Here is an 18,878-nt window from a genome sequence, read left to right as displayed (position 1 = left end):
ATAAAACAGGATGCCTAAATGCACCCCGTTGAATCTCTAGCGCACCACAGGTGCACGATCCTGTTTTTCAGACCGCCAGTCGCCAGGACGGCGACTGCCGAGCCCCCATGGATGGGTTACGGCGTGTCTGAAAAATAGGGGCGTGAACAACGCCCCCTATCAACTTCTTAAGAATTACTTTCTAGGAAGTCCTGCGCAAAGCGCTGAAGCACCCCGCCGGCTTTGTAGACACGAACTTCTGCTGCTGTATCTAGACGACACGTCACTGGTACGCGAACCTGCTCACCGTTACGACGGTTGATGATTAGGGTTAGATCAGCACGTGGCGCAATCTCACCTTCCACATCATAAGACTCTGTACCATCAATACCGTACGTATTGCGTGTCTCGCCCGCTTTGAATTCAAGCGGAAGCACACCCATACCAACAAGGTTAGTACGGTGGATACGTTCAAAGCCTTCAGCAACGATCGCTTCAACACCTGCAAGACGAACACCTTTAGCCGCCCAGTCACGTGACGAGCCCTGACCGTAGTCAGCACCAGCAACGATGATTAGGTTCTGCTTGCGCTCCATGTAAGATTCAATAACTTCCCACATGCGCATCTGCTCACCCTGAGGCTCTAGACGTGCTAGAGAGCCCTGAATGATCTCGCCGTTCTCATCACGACACATCTCGTTCAACAGTTTCGGGTTAGCGAACGTTGCACGCTGTGCTGTCAAATGGTCACCACGGTGAGTTGCGTATGAGTTGAAGTCCTCTTCTGGAAGACCCATCTTCGCAAGGTATTCACCGGCAGCTGACGAAGCCAGAATCGCATTCGATGGTGATAGGTGGTCAGTGGTGATGTTGTCACCTAACACAGCCAACGGCAGCATGCCTTTAAGGGTACGCTCACCTGCCAATGCACCTTCCCAGTATGGAGGGCGACGGATGTAGGTCGACATTTCACGCCAGTCGTAAAGTGGGCTTGGCGCCTTCTCTACTTCACCTAGATCGAACATCGGAATGTAGATCTGCTGGAACTGTTCAGGCTTAACGGCCTTAGCAACGATTGCATCGATCTCTTCATCTGATGGCCAGATATCTTTAAGTGTTACAGGGTTACCGTTGGTATCAGTTCCCAGTACATCATTCTCGATATCAAAACGCATAGTACCGGCAATAGCGTAAGCAACCACAAGTGGTGGAGACGCTAGGAACGCCTGCTTAGCGTATGGGTGGATACGGCCGTCAAAGTTACGGTTACCCGATAGTACAGCTGTCGCGTATAGGTCACGATCGATAATCTCCTGCTGAATCACAGGATCAAGTGCACCCGACATACCGTTACAGGTTGTACATGCGTAAGCGACGATACCAAAGCCCATCTTCTCTAGCTCTGGAAGAAGCCCCGCCTCTTCTAGATAGAGTTTTGCAACTTTAGAGCCTGGTGCGAATGAAGATTTAACCCAAGGCTTACGCACTAGGCCTAGCTCGTTAGCGCGCTTAGCAACAAGACCTGCCGCAACAACGTTGCGTGGGTTTGATGTATTGGTACATGAGGTGATTGCCGCGATGATAACAGCGCCATCAGGTAGTAGACCTTCAGCCTCTTCCGCTTTAGCTGCTGCCAATTTCGCTTCATCAGCGATACCACGATCTGTTAGATCCGAAGTTGGTAGACGACGGTGCGGGTTTGATGGGCCTGCCATGTTGCGAACAACAGTTGATAGATCAAACTCAAGAACACGTTCGTACTCTGCAGCAACAAGGTCAGTCGCCCACAGGCCAGTCTCTTTAGCGTACTGCTCTACCAGTGCAACCTGCTCTGGTTCACGACCAGTAAGTTTTAGGTAGTCGATCGTCTGGCCATCGATGTAGAACATCGCAGCCGTCGCACCAAACTCTGGAGTCATGTTTGAGATAGTCGCACGGTCACCGATTGATAGTGAATCAGCACCTTCACCGAAGAACTCTAGGTAAGCACCGACTACACGCTCCTGACGTAGGTACTCTGTAAGTGCCAATACGATATCAGTCGCAGTAATACCAGGGTTACGTTTACCTGTTAGCTTCACACCTACGATGTCTGGAAGACGCATCATTGATGGGTGACCTAGCATTACAGTTTCAGCTTCTAGACCACCAACACCAATAGCTATAACACCGAGTGCATCAACGTGTGGTGTATGAGAGTCAGTACCGACACAAGTATCTGGGTAAGCCACACCTTCACGCGCCTGAATAACCGGAGACATCTTCTCCAGGTTGATCTGGTGCATGATTCCGTTACCCGCTGGAATCACATCAACGTTCTCGAACGCTGTTTTGGTCCAGTCGATAAAGTGGAAACGGTCTTCGTTACGACGATCTTCAATTGCACGGTTCTTTTCGAACGCATCTGGATCGAAACCTGGAGCCTCAACTGCAAGAGAGTGGTCAACGATTAGCTGGGTAGGTACAACAGGGTTAACCTTAGATGGGTCACCGCCCTGATCAGCAATCGCATCACGCAGACCTGCAAGGTCGACTAACGCAGTCTGACCAAGGATATCGTGACATACGACACGAGCCGGGTACCAAGGGAAATCAAGGTCACGCTTACGTTCGATTAACTGCTTTAGTGAATCGGTTAGCGCCTCTGGCTCACAACGACGTACAAGCTGCTCTGCAAGGACACGAGATGTATATGGAAGTTTAGCGTATGCGCCAGCTTCAATAGCATCAACCGCTGCACGCGTATCGAAGTAGTCGAGTGACGTGCCGGTTAAAGATTTACGGTATTGAGTATTCATTTATACAGTTCCTACTCTTAATTAAGCACGATCTTCAATCGCAACCCACTCTGCCGACTCTGGGCCAGTGTAGTCTGCTGATGGACGGATAATACGGTTATTGGCACGCTGCTCAATCACGTGAGCTGTCCAACCTGCAACGCGCGAACATACAAAGATCGGCGTAAACAGTTCAGTTGGGATACCCATGAAGTGGTAAGCCGATGCGTGGAAGAAGTCCGCGTTACAGAAAAGTTTCTTCTCACGCCACATCACTGCTTCAACTCGCTCAGAAACAGCGTATAGGTGAGTATCGCCTACCTGCTTAGATAGCTTCTCAGACCACTCTTTGATGATCGCGTTACGTGGGTCAGACTCACGGTAGATAGCATGACCGAAGCCCATGATCTTATCTTTGCGAGACAACATACCCATGATCGCCTCTTCAGCTTCATCAGCTGATTTCCAGTTCTCGATCATCGCCATTGCAGCTTCGTTAGCACCACCGTGCAGTGGGCCACGAAGTGAACCGATTGCACCAGTTACACAGCTGTGGATATCAGAAAGCGTTGAAGCACATACACGCGCTGTGAATGTAGAAGCGTTGAACTCATGTTCAGCGTAAAGGATCAGAGATGCGTGCATTACCTGAACGTGAAGTGGCTCTGGCTTCTTGTTGTGTAGCGTCCATAAGAACTGTTCTGCAATTGAGTCTGCATCAGTCTCTGTCTCTACACGAATACCTTTGTGCGCAAAGTTGTACCAGTAGTTGATGACACCTGGGAAGATAGCCAGCATGCGGTCGATCTTGTCATGCTGTTCAGAGAAATCCATCTCTGTTTCTAGGTTACCCAGCATAGAACAACCGGTACGCATCACATCCATTGGGTGAGCATCTTTAGGGATGTTCTCTAGGACAGTTTTCAGCGCAGCTGGAAGTGCACGCATGCCCTTCAACTTCGCTTTGTATGCGGTAAGTTCAGCCTGGTTTGGTAGCTTTCCGTAAAGAAGTAGGTATGCAACCTCTTCGAACTGTGCTTTATCTGCAAGCTCTTTAATGTCGTAACCGCGGTAGGTTAGACCTGCACCTGTTTTACCTACGGTACAGAGTGCAGTTTCTCCCGCTGACTGACCACGAAGGCCTGCACCGCTTAATACTTTTGCTTCTGCCATCTCTTTCTCCTTATATGACATGGACCCGCGATACATCTACGGGTCCGAGAGTTAGGGAACCTATGAATAATTACTTGTTTTTGCCTTCCTGGAACAGAGCGTCTAGCTTCTGTTCGAAGTCGTGGTAGTTCAAGAAATCGTATAGTTCCATACGTGTCTGCATAGTATCGAGTACAGCTTTCTGATCTCCGTCACGAAGAAGGGCTTCGTAAACGTTTAGCGATGCTTTGTTTGCTGCACGGAAGCCTGAAAGTGGGTAAAGAACCATCGTACAGCCGTTTTCAGCCAACTCTTTGGTGTTGAATAGTGGCGTAGCACCAAACTCAGTGATGTTCGCAAGTAGGTGACCACCATTGATACCCTGAGAGAACGCTTTGTAGTCTTCAAGCGTGTGAACAGCTTCAGCAAAGATACCGTCAGCACCCGCTTCAAGACATGCCTGCGCACGCTCAACAGCAGCGTTAAGACCTTCCATCTGGAATGCGTCAGTACGTGCGATGATGAAGAAGTCATCATCAGTTTTCGCATCTACCGCAGCTTTGACACGGTCTACCATCTCGTTTAGAGATACGATCTCTTTGTTTGGACGGTGGCCACAACGTTTCTGCGCAACCTGATCTTCAAGGTGACATGCTGCTGCACCACCACGAATCATCTCTTTAACAGTACGTGCGATGTTGAATGCACCACCCCAACCGGTATCGATATCAACCATCAAAGGAGTATCACAAGCGGCTGTTACACGACGCACATCTTCCATCACATCGTTAAGCGATGTCATACCAAGATCCGGAAGTCCGTATGATGCGTTCGCAATACCACCACCAGAGAGGTAGATAGCCTGGTGACCTACACGGGTCGCCATCATTGCGTTGTATGCGTTGAAAGTACCTACAACCTGAAGTGGGCTGTTGTCAGCCAACGCTTTGCGGAACTTAGCACCTGGGGATAATTGAGCCATCTCTATCTCTCCTTGGAGTTAATTATCTTGAGTTAATTTAGATTCGATATTGCGACGCGACGCACTGATGTGTCGGCGCATTAGAAGTTCTGCTAGCTCTTCATCGCGTGATTCAATTGCATCTAAAATTTGGTGATGCTCACGCAGCGCCATAGTTGGACGCGAACTAGAGAGACTAAACTGGTAGCGGTACATACGTACCAAATGGTAAAGATCTGCTGCGAGTAGCTCTTGTAACTTAGAGTTACCCGAGCCCATAACGATACGGTAGTGAAAATCGAGGTCGCCTTCTTTTTGGAAGTAGGCCTGCCCCTCTTGCTGCTCGATACCCGCTTGATGCTGATCAAGCAAAGTACGCAACGCTTTGATCTCATCATCACTCATATTGACAGCCGCCAAACGACACGCCATACCCTCTAGCGCTTCACGTACTCGATATATTTCGAGCAGCTCTTTAACACTCAACTGCACGACACGTGCACCCACATTAGGGCGGCTCTCAACCAATCTAAGACCCTCTAAGCGCCGAATAGCTTCACGTAGTGGCCCACGAGAAATGCCGTAGGTACGTGCTAATTCTGGCTCAGAGATTTTTTCACCCGCCTTGATCTCACCTTTAACGATAGCAGTAATGATCTGTTGGCAAACTCGATCAGCCAGCGTGCTCGTTTCGGTGTTTCCAATTGCGTAGAGTGGTTGTGAAGTCATTTAAATTGTCGACAATATTTATGTTGCGACTAGGATAACGGCCTTAATAAGGGTTAACAATCAACAAAAAGGCTAAGATTGTCGACAATTTTACGTTTTTAATAGATTGAAGCGCTATTACCCACTGCCATTAGGGTATTAAACGGGCAATGTAGCGAAAAATAGGGTTAAAATGAGGTTCGCTTTATAGAGAGATGTTTAAGGAGACCCGTTTGGATACTTACGCTGCAGCACTAACACTATTCTTGATTATGGACCCGCTTGGAAACATTCCAATCTTTCTATCGGTCCTCAATCAAGTTGAAGCTAAGCGCCGCGTTAAGGTGCTTATTCGCGAGCTATTCATTGCTCTAGCGTTGATGCTGGTATTCCTCTATCTGGGACCAAACATCCTTTCCCTGCTTGGACTAAGCACTGAGGCCGTATCCATTAGTGGGGGTCTAATTCTACTCATCATCGCCGTGCGAATGATTTTCCCATCAAGAGGTGGAGTTTCTAGTGACGATGAGTATGACGCTGAACCCCTAGTTGTTCCTTTAGCTACACCTATGATCGCGGGTCCTTCAATATTGGCGACACTCGTACTTCTGGCTGAGAGCGATCCAACGCGAAGTACAGACTGGTTAGTAGCCCTGCTAATTGCATGGGGCGCTTCTGCCCTCATCCTTCTGGCGAGCCAAGGGTTTTACAAAGTCTTGGGTAAACGCGGTCTAAAAGCGATCGAACGTTTGATGGGTATGATTCTGATATCAATCGCTGTTCAGATGCTAATCAACGGTATTTTGGCGCTAAAAGTTTAAGCTGATAGATAGCGCTGCAACTCGTCATCCATCATGCGTGCGATTTGGCGAGGCTTTTGATATGGAAGTGAATGATCAGTCCCTGGCACCAAAAAGTAGTGCCAGTTGGGCATTCTGTCTGCCAAAGATTGATGCAGGTGGTGCATAGGTTCAACACTCAAACCACCAATAAAACTGGTGACATCACCTTGTGCTGCTAATAATTTCTCTCGATCCAACTCTCGAATAGCAGCAGTAACAGCCTCCAAAGAGTGTGCAAAACCTTTAGCACGCTCCCCAAGTCGATCGATGGTTAACTTCTCAACCGCAGGGCTAACTCTACGATTGGGCGAGATGGTATCGAGAAACGCTTTGATTCCTGTTGCCGCATCATCACCATGAAGATGAACAGCAGCTTGGGCATACTGCTCACGTATCTGAACCGTCTCTTGCCACTCAGTGCGATCAAGTATGGCGCTCTCTAACAGGAACTGCTTCTCGACTTTCTCTCGATTTCGCTCTTTATAGAGCATCGAAACCAGACCACCTAAAGAGTAGCCACCCAGATCAAAAGAGCTCCAGTCCAGTTGTTGGGTTAGCGCTTCAACGTCCTCAACCAACTGATGCACGGTAAATGGAATCTCTTCCCCCAACTGATGATGAGTCTCACCTGCACCTCGCAGGTCAGGGACGAGGATTTCACTCCAAGAGGTCAAAAAGTGCTGCATCGCCTCCCAAGTAAAACGCCCTGCAACACCTGCACCGTGTATCAGCAAAAGTCGACGATCCGTTGTTGCATCAGGATGACGGTAGATGCGGTAAGCGATCTTGTGATCCTGATTTAGAACAAAGCTAGTCACTATCTCAACTGCTACACGGGCCATAAATTTTCCATTAAAAAGCCGATCAAGGATCGGCTTAGAGATTAAAGCGTTAGCTCTCGATTGCTCGCTTTAAGAAACTCTTTCTTGAGATCTTCGTAGGTATGCACCGCTGGGAACTGAGGAAACTCATCAATAACATTTTGCGGTGCATGGAAAAGGATACCCGCTTCGGCCTGACCTAGCATGGTCGTATCATTGTATGAATCGCCTGCCGCAATCACACGGTAATTCAACAATTGGAATGCGCGAACTGACTGACGTTTCGGATCGCGTTGACGTAGCGTGTAGTCAGTGATGCGCCCCGTAGAGTCAACCTCAAGTTTATGACAGAAGAGAGTTGGATTACCCAACTGCGCCATTAGCGGTGCAGCAAACTCATAGAAGGTATCTGACAGGATGATTAGCTGGAAACGCTCACGCAACCAATCTACAAACTCCTGTGCACCAGGGAGTGGGCTTAGACGACTGATAGTCTCTTGGATTTGAGGAAGTTTCAAACCGTGCTCATCTAGAATACGAAGACGCTGCTTCATCAACACATCGTAATCTGGAATATCACGAGTCGTTGCTTTTAGTTCTTCAATTCCGGTCTCTTCAGCGAATGCGATCCAGATTTCTGGGATCAATACACCTTCAAGATCAAGACATGCTAGTTCCACGGGGACTCTCCTTCAAATTTGAAGGCGTCACTCTAGCGATTTACTCGCCGCCTTTCAATGCGAAAAGCGGCTAATAGAGGAGAGAAAAGTGATTAGTAACGCGGAATCTGGAAATCTTTGAACATCTCATCGATTTCAGGACGACCACTACACGCCTGCACTTTCTCAACAACATCTTGAGTTAGATGCGGTGCAAACTTCTCGATGAAGTCGAACATGTAGCCACGAAGGAAGGTACCGCGACGGAAACCGATGCGCGTAACGCTATCTTCAAAGAGGTGTGAAGCATCAATAGCAACAAGGTCTGAGTCTTGTTCATCAACCGCCATGCTGGCGATAACACCAACACCTAGACCAAGGCGTACGTATGTCTTGATAACATCAGTATCCACAGCAGTGAATACAACCTTAGGATCTAAGCCGCGTTCACGGAACGCTTCGTCCAGCTTACCACGTCCAGTGAAACCAAAGGTGTAAGTAACGATTGGGTACTGGGCAAGTTCTTCAAGAGTCAGTTTTGAAACCTGTGCCAGAGGGTGGTCTTTAGGAACAACCACCGAGCGGTTCCAGCTGTAGCATGGCATCATGATCAGATCTGAGAAACCTGCCATCGCTTCGGTTGCGATTGCAAAGTCGACAGTACCATCCGCAGCCATTTCAGAAATTTGTGTAGGCGTACCCTGATGCATATGCAGTGCCACGTCTGGGTACATCTTGATGAATTCATTTATAACCGGCGGCAGCGCATAACGTGCCTGGGTGTGAGTGGTTGCTACAGAGAGGCTACCCTTACGCTCATCACTGAACTCTTGGGCGATCTGACGAATACTATCGACCTTCTGAAGAATCTCACCGGAAATCTCAAGGATTGCTTTGCCAGCTGGGGTAACGCGCGTCAGGTGCTTACCACTTCGAGCAAAAACCTCAACACCGAGCTCATCTTCCAGAAGACGGATCTGCTTAGAGATACCAGGCTGCGAAGTATAGAGGCTCTGAGCTGTAGCAGAGACGTTAAGATCGTGTTTCGATACTTCCCAAATATAGCGCAGCTGTTGAAGTTTCATGTAAGGCTCCGAAGTTCACCGACGGCAAATCACCGCATGTAAGGCGTAATATCAAATTCGGAGTCAAATATAACACTATCGAATAAGCTAAGGCAAAACTAATAGCTGAATTGTCGACTAAAGACGAGCATTGAGACGACGAATCTGATCTTCCTGTTGAGTAATACGCTTCTCTAGAGTGTTGATACGCGCATTTGAGCGAGCCAGATTCTCATCCTTCTCTTTTAATTGCTGACGCAGGGTACTTTCTCGTTTTGCTGCCTCAGTTGTAGCGGCAGTCAGCTTCTGATTCTGAACACGAAGTTGCTCATCACGCTCTTTAATCTGTGACTCTAGGCGACGGTTAGCATTACTTTCACGAAGCATGCGTGTGTTGATGCTAGAGATATCACGACTTGCATTACCCATTGCATCTTTCAGCTCTGCCAATTCAGCCTCAAGATCATTGATTGTCTTCTCTTGCATCTCAAGGCGAGCATCTTTGCGGGCAATTTGCGCTTGGTTTTCATGGATAGAGCGCGTCATCTCTGACTCGCTGCGAGTACCTTCATCACGCAGCTTTTCAAGAGCATTACGGTAGTGACGCGCCTCTACTTCGGCACGAGTCACATTTTCAAGAGCGCGCTGCTGTTCAGTTTTAATGCGGTTATCGAAGGTCTTCTTAGCCTCTTCGTACATTTTACGAATCTGATTCAGCTCTGTTTCTGCGTTAGAACGTTCCTGTTCCGACTTTTTGCGCTGATTAATTTCGCTGGCGATATTCGCCTTCAGTACGCTCAGCTCTGCCTCAAGCGCACGCACGGCTTGTTCAGTGCGCTCAAGATTCTGATTCTGGGCACGGTACTTAACTTCCAGATCACGGTAGAGAGACTCAGCATCACGCACCATATCATGAGCAGCTTTTCGCTCCTCTTCATCACCCATACGTTCGGTGTGAAGTTCAGACCTAACTTCAGCCAGTGCTTCCTGAACAGCCAGTTCCCAGATCTGCTGTAGCCCTTTAGAGAGTGCATCAGGAACAGCACTTGCCAATTTACTTTCAGCACGCAATTCAGGCAGACGCTGTGATTTCAAGGAGTGAGCCCAAGCTTCTATTGCTGTCTTGGCCTCTTCTGCGGAGAGACCGAGACGATCAGAAAGAATCTGAGGAGTTGGTAGAGCCCCCTCACTCAACAGCTGATCTGCTAACTGCGCAACTTGTGACTGAATATCACCCATTCAATTAATCCTTAAAACTCTTTGGTTCCCCGAAACACTGGGGGATTTACAACTTATCCATTAACTCTAGTAACGCGTCATCTAAGGCAGCACGCACTGATAGAGTTTCACCATCTGGCAAATTAAGATCAAGTCCCGCTGCATGAAGCATCAGTCGACGAAACCCAATCTGTTTAAATTCGATATTCTGCTCATCAGGCGTGTATTTAGTATCGCCCACAATGGGATGCCCAGTAAATTGGGTGTGTACACGAATTTGATGGGTACGACCCGTTTTAGGGCGCGCTTCGATCAATGTTGCTCTGTCACCAAATCGGCGCAGCACCTTGAAATCGGTTACCGAAGGCTTACCTGATTCATCAACTCTCACCAAGCGCTCGCCTGAACGTAGCTCGTCTCGAATCAGCGGCGCATCAATACGCTTATGACGAGACTCCCAACGACCTACCACAAGGGCATTGTAGATCTTATGCACCCTACGCTCACGAAGCTCTTCATGAAGGTAACGTAACCAAGATCGTTTTTTGGCGATCATGATACAACCCGAGGTATCTCGATCGAGTCGATGTACAAGTTCTAAAAACCGCGCATCTGGACGAAGCTTGCGAACAGCCTCGATCAAACCCAATGAGACACCACTACCACCATGAACTGCTAAACCAGACGGTTTATTGATGATCATCAACGCGTCGTTTTCAAACAGGACTGCTCGCTCTAATAGCTCCAGGAGATTATCACTAACGTGAGCTGCCTCACCCTTCTCAGGCAGGCGTATAGGTGCAATACGAATCTCATCCTGGGCTTGCAGTTTATAGTCAGGCTTGGTTCTCTTTTTGTTTACACGAATTTCACCCTTACGAAGCAAGCGATATATCAGTGTTTTAGGCGCCCCTTTAAGAAAAGTGCGGAGAAAATTATCAATACGCTGACCCGCTTGATCGGCATCAATGGTGACAAATTGAACTTTACTGGAGCTACCCGATGCGGGCTGTTCTGTAGACATAAACTTAAGATGAATCGATTGCTGAAATTGTGTGAAGTTGCTATATTCTACAGCCGCTATCAGCAGAAGGCTTTATTTTTATTAATACCGCCTGCAACGACCGGTAGAAAGCACCAAAATGTGCTCTAAAAAACGGGTTGCGCGGACTCACTGATAGCCACAACGCCACCAAGAAGTGGCGGTAGATTTAACGTTGTAACGCCTAATTTTACGAAAAGCGGAACCCGCTTTTGGTTGAAGGTGGAGACGTACACTAACCAGGAACCTGCGACCCTTCTGAGTCGCAGTAACAGCTAGAACTTATAACGATATAGGTTAGTGTTTCCTTCACCGCTGACAACAAACATAGCGTCCCGGAGCAGATCGCCTGGGGGCTTTTGTTATTGCCAATAAAGACCAAAAGAGAACCCAAAGAGGACCCATCGTAAAGTCTGAGCGTTGCGCTAAGAGATTGAAATTACAATGAAACGCATGCTCATTAACGCAACTCAACCAGAAGAGTTGCGCGTAGCGTTGGTCGATGGCCAACGTATGTACGATCTGGATATCGAATCAAACTCACGTGAACAGAAGAAAGCCAATATTTATAAAGGCCGTATTAGTCGCGTAGAGCCAAGCCTTGAAGCTGCATTCGTAGATTACGGTGCAGATCGTCACGGTTTCCTACCCCTCAAAGAAATTGCCAAAGAGTACTTTGCAACTCAACCAGAACGTGGCCAGCGTGCCAACATCCGAGACCTCATCAAAGAGGGTTCTGAAGTCATCGTTCAGGTAGAAAAAGAGGAGCGTGGCAACAAGGGTGCTGCCCTTACTACCTTTATCAGCCTTGCTGGCCGATACATGGTTCTGATGCCAAACAACCCACGTGCTGGCGGTATCTCACGTCGCATCGAAGGCGATGAGCGTTCTGAGCTTAAAGATGCAATGAACGGCCTAGACATTCCAAAAGGTATGGGCGTTATCGTTCGTACAGCCGGCATCGGCCGCTCTACTGAAGAGCTGCAGTGGGACCTAAACTACCTAGTTACTGTATGGACTGCTATCACTGAAGTGGATGACCGTCCTGCTCCATTCCTGATCTACCAGGAGAGCAACGTAGTTATTCGTGCAATTCGTGACTACCTACGTGCTGACATTGGCGAAGTTCTTATCGACGATACTAAAACCTTCGAAGAGGCTCAGCTATTCGTTCGCCAGGTAATGCCAAGCTACGAAAGCCGCATCAAGCAGTACAAAGAGTCTGTACCACTATTCAACCGTTTCCAGATTGAGACTCAGATCGAGTCAGCTTTCGAGCGTGAAGTTAAACTTCCATCTGGCGGTTCTATTGTTATCGACCCAACAGAAGCGATGGTCTCTATCGATATCAACTCTGCACGCGCAACTAAGGGCGGTGACATTGAAGAGACAGCTCTTCACACCAACCTAGAAGCAGCAGATGAGATCGCACGCCAACTTCGCCTTCGCGACATGGGCGGCCTTGTCGTTATCGACTTCATCGATATGACGCCGATTAAAAACCAGCGCGAAGTTGAGAAGCGTCTAAACGACGCACTAAAACTTGACCGCGCGCGTGTTCAGATGGGTCGTATCTCTCGCTTTGGTCTGCTTGAGATGTCTCGTCAGCGCCTACGTCCATCACTTGCTGAGAGCCGCGGTCACGTGTGTCCTCGCTGTCACGGCCAGGGCACGATTCGCGATACAGAGTCTCTAGCACTATCTATCCTGCGTTTGATCGCAGAAGAGGCTGCTAAAGATCGTACCGCTCAGATCCGTGCAATCCTTCCAGTAAGCGTTGCTACCTACCTACTTAACGAAAAACGTCACCAGGTTCATGAAGTTGAACTTCGTCACGGTGTTCGCATCGTTGTTGTGCCAAACCCGAACATGGAGACTCCGCACTACGAAGTTGTCCGCCTTCGTGATGACCACACGATGACAACCATCAATGATGCAAGCTACACACTTCAACCTGAAGTTCAGGAAGAGGTTGAGCCAACTTCAGTTGCTGCTAAACCGCGTGAGCAAGCTGCAGTTCAAGGTGTACTGAAATCAATGGCTCCACCACCTGCATCAGCAGCAGTGGAAACTGAGACCAAACCTGAAACTCCAGCACCTGTTAAAACAGTAGCGAAAGTTAAGAAACCGTCACTACTCTCTCGCATTCTTGCTGCAATCTTCGGCGAGAAGAAAGAGGAGCCTGTACAGAAAGAGAAATCAGAACGTTCAGAGCGCAACTCTCGCAATAACAACAACCGTAACCGTCGTCGTGGCAACAACAACGATCGTCGTCGTGGAAATGGTCGTCGTAATGAGCGCCGTGACTCTGATGAGATCATCACTGTTGAAGCAGAGACCAACCTCCCACCAATCGGTAACGAGGAAGACTCTGATAACGCAAACCGTTCACGTCGTCGCCGTCGCGGTGGCCGTGGCCGTCGTGGTGAAACCAATGAAAACGGTTCTATCGAGAATAACGAAGGCAACAAAGATCAGCCAGAACGCAGTAAAAACCGTGGTCGCCGTCGCCGTGCCAACGAAGATCGTGAAGCGGAACGCAGCGTTGCTATTCCAGAGGAGCTATTCAGCAAACCTGAAGAGGTCGCTGTGGAAGTCGTCGCTGAAGCAGAAGCTGTGACCACTGAAACTTCAGCTGTAGAGGTCGAGACTGTTGAAGTCCAGGCAACTGAAGCATCAACTGAACAGCAGGCTGAGTTCGATCTAACCTCAGAAGCATCTACCGAAGCACCAGAAACGGCTGTTGAAGAGAGTGTTGCAACTGACACCCCTAGTACAGAAGTACAAGGTGAGCTGGAACTGCCTGTAGCAGAGAACGCTGAAGTAGCAGTTGAATCTGAGGTAGTAGAATCACAGGTTGAAATTCAGGCTGAAGCAGCTGTTGAAGTGACTTCTGAAGTGTCCACTTCAGAAGAGTCGGCAGCAGAAGAGCCCTCAGCGGTTGAAGAAGCATCAGCGACTGAAGAGCCATCAGCTGATGAAGAGCCTTCAGCGAAAGAAGAGCCATCAGCTGCTGAAGAAGCACCTAAACCTCGCCGCCGTAGCCGTGCAGCTAACGACCCACGAGCTAAACGCAAACAAGCTCTAGAGGATGCAGCAGAGTAATCTGCTGATCTAGCAATCAAAAAGGCAGCCATTGGCTGCCTTTTTCGTATCTACAATATCAACTTTATCCATTAAGGATATGGAACTGGTTCCTGTTCCAACTGCACTGCAAATTTCTCTAAGACCGCGCCAGCAACACGAGCAGAGAATTGATCTACATCGGTTCGAGTGGCGCCATTATGATTGACCAGAACCAACGCTTGGTCTGCATGCATCCCAACATGATGATCACGCAGTCCTCTAAAACCCGCCTGGTCGATCAACCAACCCGCAGCCAATTTCACCCCTAGCTCATCTGCATAGCTAGGCATGGATGGATAGCGAGTTTTCAGCTTTTGAAAGTGCTGGGCGGAGACAACAGGATTTTTAAAGAAACTTCCTGCATTAGGAAGCTCTTCAGGATTGGGAAGTTTTGAGCTGCGAACCTGAACAACAGCATTAAACACATCCCCAGCAGTCGGCCTAGCAACACCCATCGCTTGCAACTGATTATCAAGCGCTGTGTAGCCAAGATTTGGGGTAAATTGTTTACTCAACTTAAGCTGCACATTAAGGATGAGATAACGACCGGGATTTTGCTTAAACAGTGAATCGCGATAACCAAATCGGCACTGCTCTACCTTGAGTTGTTGTAGTGATTGATCAAGGAGATCCACCACCTCAACCGAGTGACAACTGTCAGCAAACTCGGCTCCATACGCACCTATATTCTGAACAGGCGCAGCACCGACAGTACCGGGAATCAATGCAAGGTTCTCAAGACCAAACCAGCCATTTTCGACACTCTGCTCGACAAATTGATGCCAATTGACACCTGCGCCTACACGAACAACAACCTTCTCATCATCTTCGGTTAACAGATCAACTCCACTCAGGGCAATTTTCACAACCAAGCCAGGCACCTGGTCAGCAAGCACAAGATTGCTCCCACCCCCTAACCAGAGAATGGAGAGATTATTGCTATGCGCAAACTCTACGATTTCAGTGACTTGCTCAGGGTCGGTAAGTGTAGCGAAGTACTCCGCCACAGCAGGAAGATTGAGGGTATTAAGACCCTGTAATGAGATGTTCTGCTCAAACTTGATCAAGCGAGACGAGCCTCAAGTTCAGCGATCAATCCCTCACTAGCATCTTCAATTAGATCAATCACATGATGAAAACCACTATCCCCCTCTGAGTAGTAGGGATCTGGCACTTCCATTTCAGAGGCCTCGGCATAATCTAAGAAGAGACTCAATTTAGCCTTAGCTTGGCTTGGCTGAATCGCTTTAAGGTCACTAAGATTCGACTCATCCATCGCAAGAATGTAGTCAAAAGTTTCGAAGTCTTCAGCAACTACCTGGCGCGCTCTTAGAGGAGAGAGATCGTAGCCACGGCTTTTACCGGCAGCGATAGAGCGCGGATCTGGAGAGCGACCCAAATGCCAAGATGCGGTTCCAGCAGAGTCAATTGATACACGCTTTGATAACCAGGCGTGATCAGCTATTTTTTTCTGGAACACGGCATCTGCCGTTGGAGATCGACAAATGTTACCTAGACAGACAAAGAGGACCTTGATAGACAAACTAGGCCTCCATCAAACGTTTCAAACGCTCAAGATCGGCTGGCGTATCGACACCTGCTGGTGGCGCTTCAACCGCGTTGGCAACGTGAATGGAGACACCATTAAATAGTGCGCGAAGCTGCTCAAGTGACTCCGTTTTCTCTATAGGCGCTGGCGACCACTGTACGTAGGCATTCAAAAAGCCCACTCGGTAGGCGTAGATACCAATATGCCTGCGCCAAGGAAATAGAGCAGGGAGCTCTTCAGGCAAGCTGTCACTCGCCATTAAATCGCGAGGCCACGCAATGGGAGCGCGTGAGAAGTAGAGCGCCATGCCGCGGATATCGGTAACAACTTTAACCACGTTAGGGTTTAACAGATCACTTTTGGTCTCAATCGGTTCAGCCAGTGTTGAGATACCCGCATCCTGGTGGGCTGCTAGATTATCTGCGACCTGATTAATCAATTTAGCTGGAATCAATGGCTCATCGCCCTGCACGTTGACGACAATCTCATGGTCCGCCAAGCGTAACTTGGATACGACCTCTTGCAGACGGTCAGTACCTGAGGGGTGATCTGGAGAGGTCATAACAACCTCAGCTCCAAAAGATTTTGCGGCTGCTTCAATGCGTGGGTCATCCGTTGCGATGATCACTCGATCTGCCCCACTCTCCATCGAACGCTCATAAACATGCTGAACCATCGGCTTACCGGCTAGCTCAACTAGCGGCTTACCCGGAAATCGAGTCGATGCAAAACGGGCAGGAATAACAACCGTAAAACTCATGATCAAGCCTCCGGTAGGCGCTCATCGTTTGATAGGGTGCGTGCTTCAGACTCAAGCATCACCGGAATACCATCACGAATTGGGTAAGCCAAACCGCTTGTACGGCAGATCAACTCGTTGCTCTCTTTATCCCACTCCAGTGGAGCTTTACTCACTGGACAGACAAGTATATCGAGCAGTTTAGGATCCATGTTGTTCTCCGAAATCGTTAATTAAATCTAATAAAGTATCTGCTAATAGTGTTGCCGATGCTGCATCAAACTGCGCTGTAACAGATAGATACCAACTGTTGGTTGGCATCTCTGATCCGCATTTTACCGCATCTTTCTCAGTCATAATTATAGGGTCATTAGAAATTTGAGCTAACAAGCCGCTATCAATTTTCTGATGATCTTTTAATGGGTAGCGATTAAGGCTAAATCCAAGTAGCTCTAGGGTATTGAAAAAACGATTCGGATCACCAATACCTGCTACCGCATTCACCCTAGTCGAACCCAGCACCTCAAATGAGGCTGGCAGCGCATCACCAGTATTGAGGGAAACAAGCTGATCTGGGACTAAGTTAAATCTTATAGCGCCAGGGTAATCAAACACACCCTCACCATTGAGCAACACAAGGGCCGCCTCGTTAAGTCGGCTAACTGGCTCTCGCAAAGGTCCTTCAGGTAATAGTTTCTGATTACCCAAACCGCGCATTGCATCAACAACAATCCACTCAGCGCTGCGCTTCAGGGCATAGTGCTGCAAGCCGTCATCACTCAAAATCAGATCGACTGGAAAGTTTTCAGCTAAATAGTTTGCTGCGCTGACACGATCAGGATCAACTACGACTGGAACACCTGCCCTACGCGCTATCAATAGCGGCTCATCACCGACCTGGTCTGCACTACTCGATGGAGAAACTGCTAACGGGTAGTGCTTGCTTTGACCACCGTATCCACGACTGATCACACCAACCTTGATACCACGACTCTTTGCTATCTCAGCTAGCGCAAGAATAAGAGGGGTTTTGCCGGAACCGCCAACAGCGATATTTCCGATGATTAAAATTGGTTTGCAAGGACCCTGAGCTTCAGCACTCAGACGTATACGACGACGTTTTGCTAAATAACCAAACAACAGTGAGAGTGGACGCAACAGTGTGAGCCAAGCTGCTGGCTGATACCAGGCACGCTCTAATGACATATCACTCCCCTGCCCGCGTTGTGATACTTAACTGTTTAAAGCCTAATGCCCCTGCGACATCCATCGCAGTCACAACCGATTGATGTGGAGTAACCCCATCAGCAGAGATACGAAGTGGCTGGTTGAACTCACCCTCGCTGAACTTAATTAAGGCGGCATGAAGTGTTTTTGGTTGGCTGTTCACGAGCAGTTGATCATTTACACTGAAGCGACCCTGTGCATCAATAGTCACCTCTATACCCTCATATCGAGCTTCCGCAGCATCACTCGCTTGCGGAAGATCGATTTGCAAGCGCGTCTCACGCGAAAAGGTTGTCGAGACCATAAAAAAGATCAGCAGAAGAAACACCACGTCGATAAGCGGAGTTAAGTTGATGCTGACCTCTTCGGTCGTTTGGCGAGGAAATCGCATAGTTACTTAAAGTCCACCTCGCGATCCCCATGAATCACGTCGACCAACTTAAGGGACTCCTGCTCCATAGCCACAATCAACGAGGTGATTTTGCGCTGAAAGAAACGATGCATGATGAGAGCAGGAATGGCGACACTCAACCCAGCAGCAGTCGTTAAAAGCGCTTCGGAGATACCACCTGCCAGTAGGTTTGCATTGCCGGTTCCAGCAACCATAATCTGTGAGAAGACCTTGATCATACCAATGACGGTTCCTAGCAACCCTAGCAGAGGGGTGATGACACTGATGGTCCCTAAGGTGTTGAGGTAGCGCTCCATCTGATGGACTACATCACCTGCTGCCTCTTGGATCGAGGCCTTCATCGCTTCACGACCATGTCTTGCATTGACCAGACCTGTCACAACCAATGTACCCAAGGCACTCGCCTGGCGAATTTCACGCAGACGCCCATCAGTGAGTTTTGAGCCCTTATAGAGTCCCCAAACATCTGCAAGAAGTCCTGGCGGAACGATTCTGTCGGCACGCAATGCAAGTAGACGTTCAATGGAGATAGCGAGCGCGACGATTGAGCAGAGAATGATGGGGATCATCAACCAACCGCCAGCGGTGATTAGATCAAACAA

General features: G+C 48.6%; 18 protein-coding genes. 2 read left to right on the top strand and 16 right to left on the bottom strand.

All coding sequences use genetic code 11. The features are described 5' to 3' along the window. Positions 1-167 precede the first annotated feature (167 nt). The 4 genes from acnD to HH196_RS01610 all read right to left on the bottom strand — a co-directional run bounded on the left by acnD (position 168) and on the right by HH196_RS01610 (position 5,598). Positions 168-2,777: a Fe/S-dependent 2-methylisocitrate dehydratase AcnD gene (gene acnD / locus HH196_RS01625; RefSeq protein WP_169450362.1), complete on the bottom strand. Its 2,610-nt coding sequence runs from the start codon at positions 2,775-2,777 to the stop codon at positions 168-170. Positions 2,778-2,798: 21 nt separating this feature from the next. Further along, positions 2,799-3,929 carry a 2-methylcitrate synthase gene (gene prpC / locus HH196_RS01620; protein WP_169450361.1) on the bottom strand — a complete coding sequence of 377 codons (1,131 nt, stop codon included), beginning with the start codon at positions 3,927-3,929 and terminating at the stop codon, positions 2,799-2,801. Positions 3,930-3,999: 70 nt separating this feature from the next. After that, on the bottom strand, positions 4,000-4,890 hold the full coding sequence (gene prpB, locus HH196_RS01615; RefSeq protein WP_169450360.1) for a methylisocitrate lyase: 891 nt from the start codon (positions 4,888-4,890) through the stop codon (positions 4,000-4,002). Between the two features lie 18 nt (positions 4,891-4,908). Further along, on the bottom strand, positions 4,909-5,598 hold the full coding sequence (locus tag HH196_RS01610; RefSeq protein WP_169450359.1) for a GntR family transcriptional regulator: 690 nt from the start codon (positions 5,596-5,598) through the stop codon (positions 4,909-4,911). A gap of 212 nt (positions 5,599-5,810) precedes the next feature. Here HH196_RS01610 and HH196_RS01605 point away from each other — a divergent pair, with 212 nt between their 5' ends. After that, on the top strand, positions 5,811-6,398 hold the full coding sequence (locus tag HH196_RS01605) for a YhgN family NAAT transporter (RefSeq protein WP_169450358.1): 588 nt from the start codon (positions 5,811-5,813) through the stop codon (positions 6,396-6,398). Here HH196_RS01605 and HH196_RS01600 read toward each other — a convergent pair. The 5 genes from HH196_RS01600 to rluC all read right to left on the bottom strand — a co-directional run bounded on the left by HH196_RS01600 (position 6,395) and on the right by rluC (position 11,205). After that, on the bottom strand, positions 6,395-7,261 hold the full coding sequence (locus HH196_RS01600; RefSeq protein ID WP_169450357.1) for an alpha/beta fold hydrolase: 867 nt from the start codon (positions 7,259-7,261) through the stop codon (positions 6,395-6,397). The two genes, HH196_RS01605 and HH196_RS01600, sit on opposite strands and share 4 nt — an antisense overlap. Before the next feature lie 41 nt (positions 7,262-7,302). Beyond that, positions 7,303-7,920 (bottom strand): bifunctional phosphoserine phosphatase/homoserine phosphotransferase ThrH, encoded by a 618-nt coding sequence (gene thrH / locus HH196_RS01595; protein WP_169450356.1) that lies wholly within the window; start codon positions 7,918-7,920, stop codon positions 7,303-7,305. Positions 7,921-8,012: 92 nt separating this feature from the next. Next, positions 8,013-8,984, bottom strand: coding sequence for an HTH-type transcriptional regulator CysB (gene cysB / locus HH196_RS01590; protein ID WP_169450355.1), 972 nt, complete (start codon positions 8,982-8,984; stop codon positions 8,013-8,015). Positions 8,985-9,101: 117 nt separating this feature from the next. Continuing rightward, complete coding sequence (locus HH196_RS01585; RefSeq protein ID WP_169450354.1) at positions 9,102-10,202, bottom strand: DNA-binding protein; 1,101 nt, start codon at positions 10,200-10,202, stop codon at positions 9,102-9,104. A gap of 46 nt (positions 10,203-10,248) precedes the next feature. Beyond that, positions 10,249-11,205, bottom strand: coding sequence for a 23S rRNA pseudouridine(955/2504/2580) synthase RluC (gene rluC, locus HH196_RS01580; protein WP_169450353.1), 957 nt, complete (start codon positions 11,203-11,205; stop codon positions 10,249-10,251). A gap of 462 nt (positions 11,206-11,667) precedes the next feature. Between rluC and rne the strand changes: the two genes are divergently transcribed. Continuing rightward, a complete protein-coding gene (gene rne / locus HH196_RS01575; protein WP_169450352.1) occupies positions 11,668-14,328 on the top strand; it encodes a ribonuclease E in 2,661 nt (886 codons plus the stop codon). 71 nt (positions 14,329-14,399) lie between these two features. Here the strand turns inward: rne and murB are convergent, their stop codons facing one another. From murB to HH196_RS01540, 7 genes are read right to left on the bottom strand one after another with little or no spacing between them, the layout of a single operon-like run. Further along, positions 14,400-15,416: a UDP-N-acetylmuramate dehydrogenase gene (gene murB / locus HH196_RS01570; protein ID WP_169450351.1), complete on the bottom strand. Its 1,017-nt coding sequence runs from the start codon at positions 15,414-15,416 to the stop codon at positions 14,400-14,402. Further along, positions 15,413-15,892 carry a low molecular weight protein-tyrosine-phosphatase gene (locus tag HH196_RS01565; RefSeq protein ID WP_169450350.1) on the bottom strand — a complete coding sequence of 160 codons (480 nt, stop codon included), beginning with the start codon at positions 15,890-15,892 and terminating at the stop codon, positions 15,413-15,415. The genes murB and HH196_RS01565 overlap by 4 nt, the downstream gene beginning before the upstream one ends. 1 nt (position 15,893) lies before the next feature. Beyond that, positions 15,894-16,658 carry a 3-deoxy-manno-octulosonate cytidylyltransferase gene (kdsB, locus tag HH196_RS01560; RefSeq protein WP_211160802.1) on the bottom strand — a complete coding sequence of 255 codons (765 nt, stop codon included), beginning with the start codon at positions 16,656-16,658 and terminating at the stop codon, positions 15,894-15,896. 2 nt (positions 16,659-16,660) lie between these two features. Further along, entirely contained in the window at positions 16,661-16,849 is a 189-nt protein-coding gene (locus HH196_RS01555; protein WP_169450348.1) for a Trm112 family protein, read from the bottom strand. Beyond that, the gene (lpxK, locus tag HH196_RS01550; RefSeq protein ID WP_169450347.1) at positions 16,839-17,843 is read right to left on the bottom strand and encodes a tetraacyldisaccharide 4'-kinase; all 1,005 of its coding nucleotides are present in this window, start codon (positions 17,841-17,843) and stop codon (positions 16,839-16,841) included. Before lpxK ends, HH196_RS01555 begins: the two co-directional genes overlap by 11 nt. A gap of 1 nt (position 17,844) precedes the next feature. Next, the gene (locus tag HH196_RS01545) at positions 17,845-18,255 is read right to left on the bottom strand and encodes a biopolymer transporter ExbD (protein ID WP_169450346.1); all 411 of its coding nucleotides are present in this window, start codon (positions 18,253-18,255) and stop codon (positions 17,845-17,847) included. A gap of 2 nt (positions 18,256-18,257) precedes the next feature. After that, positions 18,258-18,878, bottom strand: coding sequence for a MotA/TolQ/ExbB proton channel family protein (locus HH196_RS01540; RefSeq protein ID WP_169450345.1), 621 nt, complete (start codon positions 18,876-18,878; stop codon positions 18,258-18,260).

Source organism: Marinobacterium sp. LSUCC0821 (assembly GCF_012848475.1).
Lineage (GTDB): Bacteria > Pseudomonadota > Gammaproteobacteria > Pseudomonadales > Balneatricaceae > Marinobacterium_E.
The sequence above is the reverse complement of the archived record's forward strand: the minus strand, read 5'-3'. Positions and strand labels throughout refer to the sequence as shown.

What these genes read in the sequence shown, in the direction of transcription:
- acnD (WP_169450362.1), bottom strand. Translation starts at nt 2,777, where the DNA reads ATGAATACTCAATACCGTAAATCTTTAACCGGCACGTCACTCGACTAC.
- prpC (WP_169450361.1), bottom strand. Translation starts at nt 3,929, where the DNA reads ATGGCAGAAGCAAAAGTATTAAGCGGTGCAGGCCTTCGTGGTCAGTCA.
- prpB (WP_169450360.1), bottom strand. Translation starts at nt 4,890, where the DNA reads ATGGCTCAATTATCCCCAGGTGCTAAGTTCCGCAAAGCGTTGGCTGAC.
- HH196_RS01610 (WP_169450359.1), bottom strand. Translation starts at nt 5,598, where the DNA reads ATGACTTCACAACCACTCTACGCAATTGGAAACACCGAAACGAGCACG.
- HH196_RS01600 (WP_169450357.1), bottom strand. Translation starts at nt 7,261, where the DNA reads ATGGCCCGTGTAGCAGTTGAGATAGTGACTAGCTTTGTTCTAAATCAG.
- cysB (WP_169450355.1), bottom strand. Translation starts at nt 8,984, where the DNA reads ATGAAACTTCAACAGCTGCGCTATATTTGGGAAGTATCGAAACACGAT.
- HH196_RS01585 (WP_169450354.1), bottom strand. Translation starts at nt 10,202, where the DNA reads ATGGGTGATATTCAGTCACAAGTTGCGCAGTTAGCAGATCAGCTGTTG.
- rluC (WP_169450353.1), bottom strand. Translation starts at nt 11,205, where the DNA reads ATGTCTACAGAACAGCCCGCATCGGGTAGCTCCAGTAAAGTTCAATTT.
- rne (WP_169450352.1), top strand. Translation starts at nt 11,668, where the DNA reads ATGAAACGCATGCTCATTAACGCAACTCAACCAGAAGAGTTGCGCGTA.
- kdsB (WP_211160802.1), bottom strand. Translation starts at nt 16,658, where the DNA reads ATGAGTTTTACGGTTGTTATTCCTGCCCGTTTTGCATCGACTCGATTT.
- HH196_RS01555 (WP_169450348.1), bottom strand. Translation starts at nt 16,849, where the DNA reads ATGGATCCTAAACTGCTCGATATACTTGTCTGTCCAGTGAGTAAAGCT.
- lpxK (WP_169450347.1), bottom strand. Translation starts at nt 17,843, where the DNA reads ATGTCATTAGAGCGTGCCTGGTATCAGCCAGCAGCTTGGCTCACACTG.
- HH196_RS01545 (WP_169450346.1), bottom strand. Translation starts at nt 18,255, where the DNA reads ATGCGATTTCCTCGCCAAACGACCGAAGAGGTCAGCATCAACTTAACT.